A 12851-nucleotide genomic window follows, 5' to 3' on the forward strand; every position below is an offset into this window, starting at 1 on the left:
ATCCGCCCCCTGCTTGCCCACTTATTCCTGTGGTTCTTCGTCAGCGGCGGCGTCGAGTTGCTGGTCTTCGGCAACATCGTCGATCACGACTTCACCGACAAACCCTTCACCCTCTTCACCTTCCAGCTCTTCACCCTCGACTTCCGACGGCTCTTGAACCCGCTCCAGCCCGACCAGTGTTTCGTCGTTGGCCAGTTTGATCAGGGTCACGCCCTGGGTGTTACGACCCAGGCTGGACACTTCGTCGACACGGGTACGCACCAGGGTGCCCTGGTCGGAAATCAGCATGATTTCCTCGCCGTCGAGTACCTGGACCGCACCGACCAGACGGCCGTTACGTTCGTTGCTGACCATGGCGATAACGCCCTGACCGCCACGCTTGTATTCAGGGAACTCGGTGATCGCCGTGCGCTTGCCGTAGCCACGCGCCGAAGCGGTGAGGATCTGGCTGCCTTCTTCCGGAATCAGCATGGAAATCAGCTTCTGACCTTCCGGTAGACGCATGCCGCGCACACCGCGGGCGGTACGGCCCATGGCGCGAACGTCGGATTCCTTGAAGCGGGTGACCTTGCCACCGTCGGAGAACAGCATGACTTCACGCTCGCCATCGGTGATGGCCGCGGAAATCAGCACGTCGCCTTCGTCCAGTTCCAGTGCGATCAGGCCGACGCTGCGTTGACGGCTGAAGGATTCCAGCGGGGTCTTCTTCACGGTGCCGTTGGCGGTGGCCATGAAGATGTAGTGACCTTCAGTGTATTCCTCGACCGGCAGCATGGTGGTGATGTACTCACCGTCATCCAGCGGCAGCAGGTTGACCAGCGGACGACCACGGGCAGCGCGGGACGCTTCAGGGATTTCGTAGGTTTTCAGCCAGTACACCTTGCCCTTGCTGGAGAACAGCAGCAGCGTGGTGTGGCTGTTGGCAACCAGCAGGTGAGCGATGTAGTCCTCATCCTTGACGCCGGTCGCTGACTTGCCTTTACCGCCACGACGCTGGGCCTGGTACGCAGCCAGCGGCTGGGTCTTGGCGTAGCCACCGTGGGAAATGGTCACGACGCGCTCTTCTTCCGGGATCATGTCACCCAGGGTCAGGTCGAGACGGGCATCGAGGATTTCGGTACGACGCACGTCGCCGTACTCGGCGCGAATCACTTCCAGCTCTTCGCGAATCACTTCCATCAGGCGCGTGGCGCTGTTGAGGATGCGGATCAGCTCGCCGATCTGGTTGAGGATCTCTTGATACTCGGCCAGCAGCTTTTCGTGTTCCAGGCCAGTCAGGCGGTGCAGACGCAGTTCCAGAATGGCTTGCGCCTGTTCTGGCGACAGGAAGTACTTGCCGTCGCGCAAACCGTATTGCGGATCGAGGTTTTCCGGACGGCACGAATCGGCACCGGCACGTTCAACCATTGCCACCACGGCCGAAGACTCCCAAGGGGTGCTGACCAGCGCTTCCTTGGCTTCCGACGGCGTTGGCGATGCCTTGATCAGGGCGATGACCGGGTCGATGTTCGACAGGGCAACCGCTTGACCTTCAAGGATGTGACCACGCTCGCGCGCCTTGCGCAGTTCGAACACGGTACGACGAGTCACCACTTCGCGACGGTGGCGGACGAAGGCTTCCAGCAGATCCTTGAGGTTCAGGATCCGCGGACGGCCGTCGATCAGCGCGACGATGTTGATACCGAACACCGCTTGCAGTTGGGTCTGGGCGTAGAGGTTGTTGAGGATGACCTCAGGCACTTCGCCGCGACGCAACTCGATCACGACGCGCATACCGTCCTTGTCGGACTCGTCGCGCAGCTCGGTGATGCCTTCGAGCTTCTTCTCTTTTACCAGCTCGGCGATCTTCTCGATCAGACGCGCCTTGTTCAGCTGGTAAGGGAGTTCGGTGATGACGATCTGCTGGCGGCCACCGACCTTGTCGATGTCTTCGATCATCGAGCGGGCGCGCATGTAAATGCGCCCGCGACCGGTGCGGTAGGCTTCGATGATGCCGGCACGACCGTTGATGATCGCGGCGGTCGGGAAGTCCGGACCGGGGATGTATTGCATCAGCTCGTCGACAGTCAGCTCTGGATTGTCGATGAGCGCCAGGCAACCGTCGATGACTTCACCGAGGTTGTGCGGCGGAATGTTGGTCGCCATGCCCACGGCGATACCGCTGGAGCCGTTGACCAGCAGGTTGGGAATACGGGTCGGCATGACCGCCGGGATCATTTCGGTGCCGTCGTAGTTCGGCACCCAGTCCACGGTTTCTTTATGCAGGTCAGCCAGCAGCTCGTGCGCCAGCTTGGTCATGCGCACTTCGGTGTATCGCATGGCCGCGGCGTTGTCGCCGTCCACCGAGCCGAAGTTGCCCTGGCCGTCTACCAGCAGGTAGCGCAGGGAGAATGGCTGCGCCATCCGAACGATGGTGTCGTATACCGCGGTATCACCGTGCGGGTGATACTTACCGATCACGTCACCGACAACACGGGCAGATTTCTTGTACGGCTTGTTGAAGTCGTTGCCCAGCTCGCTCATCGCGAACAGCACGCGCCGGTGCACGGGCTTCAAGCCATCGCGCGCATCCGGCAGTGCCCGCCCGACAATTACGCTCATCGCGTAGTCGAGGTAGGACTGCTTCAGCTCGTCTTCGATATTGACCGGGAGGATTTCTTTGGCCAGTTCGCCCATGAGAAGCCTGATTCCTTTTTCTGGTGAAACTTCGTCACATCCATATGGGACCAACGAAGCTCGCCGATACAGGCTGAGTGCCATGCACCGACTTACGACAAATCAACGAGTTATGCCATGGATCTGCGCAGTACGGGTCGCCACTTCGGGCAACCCTGGAAACCGCCGGATGTTATCACAAGAGCCGCCACGCACCTATCCCCCAGATGGGCATGGAGAGTAGTTAGTTGACCGGTGACAGGCTTGAAGGGGACGAGAGGGGCTTAGAGCCGTGTTGAATGGAGAATTTGTGGCTGATTCGGGTTGGTTCATTGGGTTTGACAACCCCATCGCGAGCAAGCTCGCTCCCACAGGTTTTGTGTACACCGAAAACACTGTGGGAGCGAGCTTGCTCGCGATGGCTATCTTTCAGACGCCAGAAGCTATTAATGCAGGCGCTTACGGCACATCAACTGCGCCATTTTCGCCGTATCCGGGCGCTCGACGATGCCTTTTTCGGTGACGATCGCATCGATCAGGTCCGCCGGAGTCACATCGAACACCGGATTGAACGCTTCGACATCCGCACCCACCCGCTTGCCACCGACCTCCAGCAACTCGCGGCCATCACGCTCCTCAATCGGAATGTCATCGCCGCTGGCCAGGTGCATGTCGATGGTCGAACTCGGCGCCACCACCATGAAGCGCACGCCGTGGTGCATGGCGTTGACGGCCAGTTGATAGGTGCCGATCTTGTTGGCCACGTCGCCATTGGCGGTGATCCGGTCAGCACCGACGATGACCCAGGTAGGGCCTTTGGTCTTCATGATATGCGCGGCGGCGGAATCGACATTGAGGGTCACGGGAATGCCTTCATTGGCCAGTTCCCACGCGGTCAGCCGCGAGCCCTGCAGCCATGGGCGGGTTTCGTCGACATACACCCGCTCGACCATGCCCTCGATGAAAGCCCCACGAATCACCCCCAGCGCCGTGCCAAAGCCGCCCGTGGCCAGTGCGCCGGTGTTGCAGTGGGTCAGGATCGCCTGGGCGTTGCCCTGATGCTTGCGGATCAGGTCCACACCCAGTTGCGCCATGGTCAGGTTGGCTTCGCGATCACTTTCGTGAATGGCGATGGCCTCTGCTTCCAGCACCTCCAGCGGATCGGCATTGTCTTTCAGGCGATCGAGCCGGTCGTGCATGCGTCCCAGCGCCCAGAACAGGTTGACCGCAGTGGGACGGGAATCGGCCAGCAGCGCGAAATCCTCTTCCAGCGCCGCGTACCAGTCGCCACCTTCGGCAATCCGGGCACGGGCCGCGAGCACGATGCCATAAGCGGCACTGATACCAATCGCCGGCGCACCGCGCACCACCATCGAGCGAATGGCCTCGGCCACACCGGCCGCACTGGTGTAGGCGATCCAGGTTTCCTCGAACGGCAAAATGCGCTGATCCAGCAGATGGAGAGCGCCATCACGCCAATCGATGGCCTTTACCTTTTCCGCAGCCAACAGTCGATCGCGCATCCCTCACCCCGCACTCATGAACAAAAGCCGCCGATTATAGCGATCCCCCCGCGAAGACGCTCGGGTATACTTCGCCATCCTTTACAAAAGCACTGGAACCGTCCCTCGATGCCGAACACTGCCGCTGCGCTCGACCTGTTATTGCTGCCGACCTGGCTGGTACCCGTCGAACCTGCTGGTGTTGTCCTCAAGGAACATGGCGTGGGCATCCGTGATGGACGCATCGTGTTTATCGGCCCACGTTCCGCCGCACTGAAGCTTAACGCAACCGAAACCCGCGAGTTGCCCGACATGTTGCTCAGCCCCGGCCTGATCAATGCCCACGGGCACGCGGCGATGACGCTGTTCCGTGGCCTGGCCGATGACCTGCCATTGATGACCTGGCTGGAGAACCACATCTGGCCCGCCGAAGCCAAGTGGGTCAACGAGGACTTCGTGCGCGACGGCACGGATCTGGCCATCGCCGAGCAAATCAAAGGTGGCATCACCTGTTTCTCTGACATGTACTTCTTCCCGAAGGTTGCCAGCGAGCGCGTGCACAACAGCGGCATTCGCGCGCAGATCGCGATTCCGATCCTCGACTTCCCCATTCCGGGCGCCGCTACAGCGGACGAAGCCATTCGTCAGGGCGTCGAGTTGTTTGGCGATCTCAAGCACCACGAGCGCATCAAAATCACCTTCGGCCCCCATGCACCCTACACCGTGGGCGATGAAAACCTGGAAAAAATCCGGGTGATCGCCGAAGAACTGGACGCCTCGATCCACATGCACGTGCATGAAACGGCATTTGAAGTGCAGCAATCGGTCGAGCAGCGCGGTGAACGACCGCTGGCCCGACTGGCGCGCCTGGGCTTGCTGGGGCCACGCTTCCAGGCGGTTCACATGACCCAGATCAGCGAAGAAGACATGACGCTGCTGGTAGAAAGCAACAGCAATGTGATTCATTGCCCGGAATCGAACCTGAAGCTGGCCAGCGGGTTCTGCCCGGTAGAGCGCTTGTGGCAGGCCGGGGTCAATGTCGCGGTCGGCACCGATGGCGCGGCCAGCAACAACGACCTGGACCTGCTCGGCGAAACCCGCACCGCGGCCCTGCTGGCCAAGGCTGTCGCCGGCTCGGCCACCGCACTGGATGCCCATCGAGCCTTGCGCATGGCCACCCTCAACGGTGCCCGGGCACTGGGTATCGAGGCCGAAGTCGGCTCGCTGGAAATCGGCAAGGCCGCGGACATGGTGGCTTTCGATCTCTCGGGGCTGGCCCAGCAGCCGGTCTACGACCCGGTTTCGCAGCTTATATACGCCACCGGCCGGGACTGCGTGAAACACCTTTGGGTTGCCGGCAAGCAGTTGCTCGACGACCGTCGCCTGACACGCCTGGATGAACAACAGCTAAGTACTGTCGCGAAGGCCTGGGGCCGGCGCATCAGTGGCCGCACCGAATCGTAAGCACCCTGGAGCACAATCCGGGGCAACAGGATTTTTCAAGTTTTAGAGGACTTAAACCATGAGCAACGTCGACTACGCCGAAATCGCCAAATTCGAGGCCCTGGCCCATCGCTGGTGGGACCGCGAAAGCGAATTCAAACCGCTGCACGACATCAACCCGCTGCGGGTCAACTGGATTGATGAACGCGTCCACCTGGCCGGCAAGAAGGTCCTCGACGTCGGTTGCGGCGGCGGCATCCTCAGCGAGGCCATGGCTCAGCGCGGCGCGACCGTGATGGGTATCGACATGGGCGAAGCGCCGTTGGCGGTTGCCCAGCTTCATCAGCTGGAGTCGGGCGTGAGCGTCGAATACCGGCAGATCACCGCCGAAGCCCTGGCCGAGGAAATGCCCGAGCAGTTCGACGTGGTCACCTGCCTGGAAATGCTTGAGCACGTGCCAGACCCGTCGTCGGTCATCCGTGCCTGCTTCCGCATGGTCAAGCCCGGCGGCCAGGTGTTCTTCTCGACCATCAACCGCAATCCGAAGGCGTACCTGTTCGCCATCGTCGGTGCCGAATACATCATGAAGTTGCTGCCGCGCGGCACCCACGACTTCAAGAAATTCATCCGCCCTTCCGAACTTGGCGCCTGGAGCCGCATGGCCGGCCTGTCCGTCAAGGACATCATCGGCCTGACCTACAACCCGCTGACCAAGCACTACAAACTGGCCTCCGACGTGGACGTCAACTACATGATCCAGACCCTGCGCGAGGAATAAGCCGATGCCTATCAGAGCAGTTCTTTTCGACATGGACGGCACCCTGCTCGACACCGCGCCGGACTTCATTGCGATCTGCCAGGCGATGCGTGCCGACCGTGGCTTGCCACCGATGAACGACAAACACATTCGCGACGAGATTTCCGGCGGCGCCAAGGCGATGGTCGCAGTGACCTTCTCCATGGACCCGGAATCGCCGGGATTCGAGGAGTTGCGCCTGGAGTTCCTGGAGCGCTACCTCGTCGGTTGTGCCGTCCATAGCAAGCTGTTCGACGGCATGGGCGAACTGCTGGCGGACATCGAGAAGGCCAACCTGATCTGGGGCGTGGTCACCAACAAGCCGCTGCGCTTTGCCGAGCCGATCATGCAGCAACTGGGGCTGGCCGAGCGTTCGGCGCTGCTGATCTGCCCGGATCACGTGAAGAACAGCAAACCCGATCCAGAGCCGCTGATCCTCGCCTGCAAGATGCTCGACCTCGATCCGGCCAGCGTGCTGTTCGTTGGCGATGACCTGCGCGACATCGAGTCCGGCCGTGATGCCGGCACCAAGACTGCTGCGGTGACCTTCGGCTACATCCACCCGGATGACAACCCGCGACACTGGGGAGCGGACGTGGTGGTCGATCATCCGTTGGAGCTGCGCAAGGTTTTGGATAGCGCCCTCTGTAGCTGCTGAGACTGTCGTTGACCTCTGTAGGAGCGAGCTTGCTCGCGAAGAACCTGAGAGCGCCACGGGTCGTCATCGTTTACGCCCGTCGCGAGCAAGCTCGCTCCTACAGGGATAGCGCTTGACCTGAAGAATTTTCGTAGAGGTTTTTTATGTTTGATTATTCCGCCCGCCCCGAACTGCTCAAGGATCGGGTCATTCTGGTCACCGGCGCAGGACGCGGTATCGGTGCCGCAGCGGCAAAAACCTACGCGGCACACGGCGCAACCGTGCTGCTGCTGGGCAAGACCGAAGCCAACCTGACCCAGGTCTACGACGAAATCGAAGCCGCCGGCCATCCACAACCGGCAGTCATCCCCTTCAACCTCGAAACCGCCCTGCCCCATCAATACGATGAGCTGGCAGCGATGATCGAAAGCGAATTCGGGCATCTCGACGGTCTCCTGCACAATGCCTCGATCATCGGCCCGCGCACGCCGATCGAGCAGCTTTCCGGCGAAAACTTCATGCGGGTCATGCAAGTCAACGTCAATGCCATGTTCATGCTCACCAGCACCCTGCTGCCGCTGCTCAAGTTGTCGCAGGATGCCTCGGTGGTGTTCACTTCCAGCAGCGTCGGCCGCAAGGGGCGTGCGTATTGGGGCGCTTACGGCGTCTCCAAATTCGCCACTGAAGGCTTGATGCAAACCCTGGCTGACGAAGTCGATACCGTGGCCCCGGTGCGCTCCAACAGCATCAACCCGGGCGCCACCCGCACCAGCATGCGCGCCCAGGCTTACCCGGGTGAAAACCCACTGAACAACCCGACACCCGAGGAGATCATGCCGGTCTACCTTTACCTGATGGGCCCGGACAGCACCGGTATCAATGGCCAGGCGTTCAACGCCCAGTAACGACCGTACGTCGCTTTTTAGTGCCGCGCCAGCTTCCTGTCGCGGCACTTGAAGGCTCTCGGGTTCGAGCCAGGCACCTGTCAAACAAACGTCACACGCTGCGCTACACAGGTAGTAGACAAACAACAACCAATTGATTTAATACGACTTTTATTCCGATGAACCGAATGGCACGACTTTCGCTCTAAGTTTGCTCAGACACGTAAAGTGAAAGCAGACGGGGGTGAAGCTTGAGCGCAGAGATTACTCATCTTCTACAAAGCGGATTAAACTTGTACGAAATGTCCTACGGGACTGACGGACCAGTACGACGCGCAGCCCTAAGCCGCTCTCACCCTGCTTGTAAGACAGCCTTACTGCTTAGGGGCGCATGCCTTATGAAACCACCTTCCCAGACCAACGCAATTGACTTCGATAGCGCCAAATTGCAGCGCCTGGGCTTTGGTCAGCAGCCGCCCCTCCTGGAAAGACCTGTCAGTCTTGCGCAATTGCGCCAGCAACTGAGCCTGCAGTTGCAAACCAGTCTGGAGCCGCAACGCATTCTTGGGACGTTCTATCGCGAGATTCAGCGGTTGGTGCCGTTGGACGCCTTGTGCTACCAGCACAAGAGCAGTGACCTGCGCCTGGAGTTCGGCCAACGCGGCCACCACTCCATCAGTTACAGCCTCAGCCACGAAGGCGAACACCTGGGTGAGCTGATCTTCCGTCGCAATCAGCGTTTCAGCGAACAGGATCAGGGCAATCTCGAATCACTGCTGGCCGCACTGCTTTTCCCGATGCGCAATGCGCTGCTGTACCGTACCGCCACCCAAAGCGCACTGCGCGACCCGCTGACCGGTGCCGGTAACCGCATCGCCATGGACCAGACGCTGCAAAGGGAAATCGAACTGTCCCGGCGCCATCTGCAACCGTTGTCAGTACTGATGCTGGACATCGATCATTTCAAGCTAGTCAATGATACCCATGGCCACAGCACAGGTGATGACGTGCTCAAGGCGGTCGCCGCAACGATCAAAAACCAGCTGCGCAACGTGGACATGGTGTTCCGCTATGGCGGCGAGGAGTTCCTGATCCTGCTGTCGAATACCTGTCGCGAGGCCGCGGCCATGGTCGGTGAGCGGCTGCGGTTTGCAGCCCAGTCTGAAGAGTACCTGGCCGATGGTCACAGGATCCTGCTGACGGTCAGCCTCGGCTGTTCGACCCTGTTGCCCGGCGAGTCTGCCGAAAGCCTGTTGCGACGGGCAGACAGCGCGTTGTATGTGGCCAAGCGCGAAGGTCGTAACCGGCTGGAGATGGCGGGCTGATTTTTCAGCCACGACACAAACCAAAGTGGGAGCGGGCTTGCTCGCGAATGGGATCTGACTTTCAACGATGATGTTGACTGACAGTCCGTATTCGCGAGCAAGCTCGTTCCCACAGTTGTTTTTCAAGCAGCGATTGAATCAGCCTTCGGCCAATGCCATCCGCTCACGCACGACCGGTACCCACTCTGCGTGCTCCATTTGCATGCAACGTTCGAGAAACAGGTACATATAGTCGTAGCTCTTGCAAACGGCCTGACGCAACTCCACCTGCAGGGATTTGCCGGGGTTGGTGCCCGCCAATGTGCAGATGATCTCCAGGGCTTCCCATGGATGGGCATCGTCGTACTGGGCATGCATCTTCAGCCACTTCATCGCCCGCTTACGATCTTCCTCGGGGAACGAGGCGGCGTAGATACCGTTGGAACACACTACCGCCGACCATTCCCCGGTCGCCCCTTCGATGGCGTAGTTGGTAGCGGCAATCGCAACGATCAGCGAGTCGGCTGAACTGGTGTGCCAGCACCAATGGCTCAAGGCGTGAAGCTCGGGGGGAACCTGCTGAGCCTGCAGCTCTTCCAGGCTGACACCGTGCGCGCGACTCCAGTTCACCCAGTAATCGGCGTGGTTCAGTTCGACGCGGATGTTACGCATCAGCCAGCGACGGGCCATGTCTTCGCCGGGATGACGGGCAAAGCGGGTCTTGGTCAGGTTTTGTGCCATATACAACGCGAACTGTTCGACCACCGGCCAGCCACCGATCAGGTACTGGCGCATGGTCTTCGCACTGAGTTTGTTGTCTCGCATGCGTTGGTACAGTTCGTGTTCGACAACCCGGCGCTTGCTCTCGCTGCAATCCTGGATCAGGCGCTGGGCCCAGGCAGGGTAACTTGCAGCTTCCATGAGCGGTCCGGTTCGGTTGAATGTATCGATCACTGTCGAGCTCCTTTTGATTGTGATTGTAAGACCGGCAGGAGTCTCAACGGAACGTGCCAGGCGCCTTGAACAACAGCGGTTGCGGCCTGGCGGGACGACTTAACAGACTATCACTGGTAAACAACTGCGGGCGTTCAATCACATACCCTTGAGCGTAATCCACCCCGATCTCCAGCAATGCCTGCTCGATCTGGGGCGTTTCGACAAACTCGGCAATCGTGCGCTTACCCATCACATGGCCAATGTGATTGATCACTTCGACCATGGCGCGGTTAATCGGGTCGTCCAGCATATCCTTTACGAAACTCCCGTCGATCTTCAGGAAGTCTACAGGCAAATGTTTCAGGTACGCGAATGAGGACATTCCGGCGCAAAAGTCATCCAGCGAAAAATGGCAGCCTAAGCCTTTGAGTTCATTAATGAATCGAATGGCGCTGCCAAGATTTGAAATGGCACTGGTTTCAGTAATTTCAAAACAAATCATTTCAGGCGGAATCGAATACGTCACAAACTGTTCGCGCAAGAAGTCCAGAAACGCCTCATCCCCAATCGTCGTGCCTGACAGATTGATCGCACACATGGCCAGCGGTCCGTGGCCTTGCTCGGCCCGGCATTGGGCGATGATCTTGAACACGTTCTGCACCACCCAACGATCAAGCGAGCTCATCAGGCCATAGCGTTCAGCTGCCGGAATGAAGCTGTCGGGCAAGATCATCCGCCCGGCTTCATCATGTAATCGCAGCAGGATTTCAATGTGCCCGCCGTCCTGATCGACATGACCCAAGGGGGCAATTTCCTGGGCGTACAGGCAGAAGCGGTCTTCCTCCAGCGCCATGTGCAAACGCTGCACCCAGGCCATCTCGCCGAAGCGCAGGGACAATTCCGAGTCATCCGGATGATAGACCTGGACCCGGTTCCGACCCTTTTCCTTGGCCATGTAGCACGCCATGTCGGCAGCACGCAGCGAGGCTTCGAGCGTCGTCGGGTTCTGCGCGACATGGACCAGCCCGATACTGACAGTGGTCACGAAAGGCCGGCCTTTCCAGACAAAATGCAGATTCTGCACCGTCTGGCGCAGGCTTTCGGCAATTTTCTCCGCCGCTTCCGGTGCGCAGTTTTCCAGCAGGATGCCGAACTCGTCGCCGCCAAGGCGCGCCAGGGTGTCGCCTTCGCGCAGCCCCGATTGCAACAGCGCGCAGATGTGCCGCAGCAGTTCGTCCCCGGCCGCGTGGCCGCAGGTGTCGTTGACCAGCTTGAACTGATCCAGATCGAGGAACATCAGGGCATGGCGACCCGAATGGCGGGTCAGGTTGTGCAGCGCCTGTTCCAGGCGATATTCGAACTCGCGACGGTTGGCAAGGCCGGTCAAGGCATCGTGGGTCGCCTGCCACGACAGATTGGCGATGTACTGCCGCTCCTGGGTCATGTCATGCAGCACCAGCACCGTCCCGCTGACTTTTCCGGCATTGCGGATGGGCGCGCCCACCAGCGTGACCGACACCGTGCTGCCGTCCAGGCGTTGAATCAACTTGGAGTGTTCACTGCCGCCACTGAGCTGGCCGCTCAGAATATGCTCGATCAGGGTGAAACCATCGGTCTGGGCATTTTCGTCCAACAGGTTGAACAGCGCCGCCAGCGGCAATCCCGTCGCCTGCTCGGCCTTCCAGTGGGTCATCGCCTCGGCCGCCGGATTCATGTAGGCGATTGCACCGGAAACATCCGTGGTGATCACCCCATCACCAATTGATTGCAGGGTGATCTGCGCCCGTTCTTTTTCCAGTTGCAGCGCATCGGCGAACGCATGGCGCTGCTTGAGCAGTTTATGGGTGCGCATCAGCGCCAGCGCAATCAATCCAAGAGCAGTGGCGAGGTTAGTCAGCAGCAGCAAACGAAGAATGACCCGCGAACCTTCACCCAAGGCATCGCTGAACGCCTTTGCCGCCGGCGTCACGCCGTCGTTGATGGCGAAAATCTGCTCCTTCCAGCGCTGTACATCCGCACCGGAGGCCGGGCCGGCAGTGATGTGCTGATGCATGTCCCGCGCAACGTCATCGAGCTGGACCAGATAGGCATCCCCCACGGTCCAAAGGTTGATGGCTTTTTCGAGGTAACTGAAGTGACGAAAGTTGAGGTACAGCCAGATCAGGCTGGAAACGTCTTCCGGGTGGTTGCCACCCTTGAGAATCGCCACACGTGCCGCCTCTACATTCGGCGGTTGATGATCCAGCGCCACGCGCAACTCATGCCCGCCCTGAGGCACGGAAATGGCGTGCTGGTATTTACGAAAAATCGCTTCGTCGCCGCTGTCGGCATAGAGGTTGAGGTAATAGATTGCGTCCTTCTGGCCCTTGGACCAGAGGCTTTCGCCGGCAACATAGCCGCGAACCGCCGACAGTACGTAAAGGCTAACGCCGCCCAACAAGGCTTGAAACACCACAACGGCGATAAATGGCCAGACGATGCCCAACAGCCGTGGCGTTCCGAGAGTCCGCGTTTGATTCATGAGGTCCCTTGCATTAGCACCGCTTGCTCGTCTTCCGGACGAAATCGCTATAGCTAGACTAGGTTGCGATTCCGATCCCGGCAAGCGACAAGCTATGCCCGGAGGGAATATCGCGGCCACTGAATTCGGCCGCGATGATGTTTTTTATAGTATTGAAGTGGCGCCCTGCAACC

General features: G+C 59.7%; 9 protein-coding genes. 5 read left to right on the plus strand and 4 right to left on the minus strand.

Annotated elements, in window-relative coordinates:
- Positions 1–21 precede the first annotated feature (21 nt).
- Together gyrA and mtnA are read right to left on the minus strand one after the other, a co-directional pair.
- Positions 22–2676 carry a DNA gyrase subunit A gene (gene gyrA / locus J4D25_RS17830; RefSeq protein ID WP_057713769.1) on the minus strand — a complete coding sequence of 885 codons (2655 nt, stop codon included), beginning with the start codon at positions 2674–2676 and terminating at the stop codon, positions 22–24.
- Positions 2677–3101: 425 nt separating this feature from the next.
- A complete protein-coding gene (gene mtnA / locus J4D25_RS17835) occupies positions 3102–4178 on the minus strand; it encodes an S-methyl-5-thioribose-1-phosphate isomerase (RefSeq protein WP_057713768.1) in 1077 nt (358 codons plus the stop codon).
- 108 nt (positions 4179–4286) lie between these two features.
- On the opposite strand from mtnA, the gene J4D25_RS17840 reads away from it, so the two are divergent.
- The 5 genes from J4D25_RS17840 (at position 4287) to J4D25_RS17860 (ending at position 9242) form a co-directional block, all read left to right on the plus strand.
- Positions 4287–5621, plus strand: coding sequence for a TRZ/ATZ family hydrolase (locus J4D25_RS17840; RefSeq protein WP_057713767.1), 1335 nt, complete (start codon positions 4287–4289; stop codon positions 5619–5621).
- Positions 5622–5679: 58 nt separating this feature from the next.
- Positions 5680–6378 (plus strand): bifunctional 2-polyprenyl-6-hydroxyphenol methylase/3-demethylubiquinol 3-O-methyltransferase UbiG, encoded by a 699-nt coding sequence (ubiG, locus tag J4D25_RS17845; protein WP_057713766.1) that lies wholly within the window; start codon positions 5680–5682, stop codon positions 6376–6378.
- A 4-nt stretch (positions 6379–6382) separates the two neighbouring features.
- Positions 6383–7054 (plus strand): N-acetylmuramic acid 6-phosphate phosphatase MupP, encoded by a 672-nt coding sequence (gene mupP, locus J4D25_RS17850; RefSeq protein ID WP_057713765.1) that lies wholly within the window; start codon positions 6383–6385, stop codon positions 7052–7054.
- A 143-nt stretch (positions 7055–7197) separates the two neighbouring features.
- On the plus strand, positions 7198–7938 hold the full coding sequence (locus tag J4D25_RS17855) for a YciK family oxidoreductase (protein WP_007999919.1): 741 nt from the start codon (positions 7198–7200) through the stop codon (positions 7936–7938).
- A gap of 377 nt (positions 7939–8315) precedes the next feature.
- Positions 8316–9242 (plus strand): GGDEF domain-containing protein, encoded by a 927-nt coding sequence (locus J4D25_RS17860; protein WP_057713764.1) that lies wholly within the window; start codon positions 8316–8318, stop codon positions 9240–9242.
- Positions 9243–9380: 138 nt separating this feature from the next.
- Here J4D25_RS17860 and J4D25_RS17865 read toward each other — a convergent pair whose 3' ends face one another.
- Complete coding sequence (locus J4D25_RS17865; RefSeq protein ID WP_219733187.1) at positions 9381–10142, minus strand: TenA family transcriptional regulator; 762 nt, start codon at positions 10140–10142, stop codon at positions 9381–9383.
- A gap of 76 nt (positions 10143–10218) precedes the next feature.
- Positions 10219–12678, minus strand: a complete 2460-nt coding sequence (locus tag J4D25_RS17870; RefSeq protein ID WP_057713762.1) for an EAL domain-containing protein — start codon at positions 12676–12678, stop codon at positions 10219–10221.
- Between the last annotated feature and the right edge of the window lie 173 nt (positions 12679–12851).

It is taken from the genome of Pseudomonas sp. GW456-L13 (assembly GCF_017350115.1).
GTDB classification, from domain to species: domain Bacteria; phylum Pseudomonadota; class Gammaproteobacteria; order Pseudomonadales; family Pseudomonadaceae; genus Aquipseudomonas; species Aquipseudomonas jessenii.

Coding starts and splice junctions, on each gene's coding strand:
- gyrA (WP_057713769.1), bottom strand. CDS start 2,676: ATGGGCGAACTGGCCAAAGAAATCCTCCCGGTCAATATCGAAGACGAG.
- mtnA (WP_057713768.1), bottom strand. CDS start 4,178: ATGCGCGATCGACTGTTGGCTGCGGAAAAGGTAAAGGCCATCGATTGG.
- J4D25_RS17840 (WP_057713767.1), top strand. CDS start 4,287: ATGCCGAACACTGCCGCTGCGCTCGACCTGTTATTGCTGCCGACCTGG.
- ubiG (WP_057713766.1), top strand. CDS start 5,680: ATGAGCAACGTCGACTACGCCGAAATCGCCAAATTCGAGGCCCTGGCC.
- mupP (WP_057713765.1), top strand. CDS start 6,383: ATGCCTATCAGAGCAGTTCTTTTCGACATGGACGGCACCCTGCTCGAC.
- J4D25_RS17855 (WP_007999919.1), top strand. CDS start 7,198: ATGTTTGATTATTCCGCCCGCCCCGAACTGCTCAAGGATCGGGTCATT.
- J4D25_RS17860 (WP_057713764.1), top strand. CDS start 8,316: ATGAAACCACCTTCCCAGACCAACGCAATTGACTTCGATAGCGCCAAA.
- J4D25_RS17865 (WP_219733187.1), bottom strand. CDS start 10,142: ATGGAAGCTGCAAGTTACCCTGCCTGGGCCCAGCGCCTGATCCAGGAT.
- J4D25_RS17870 (WP_057713762.1), bottom strand. CDS start 12,678: ATGAATCAAACGCGGACTCTCGGAACGCCACGGCTGTTGGGCATCGTC.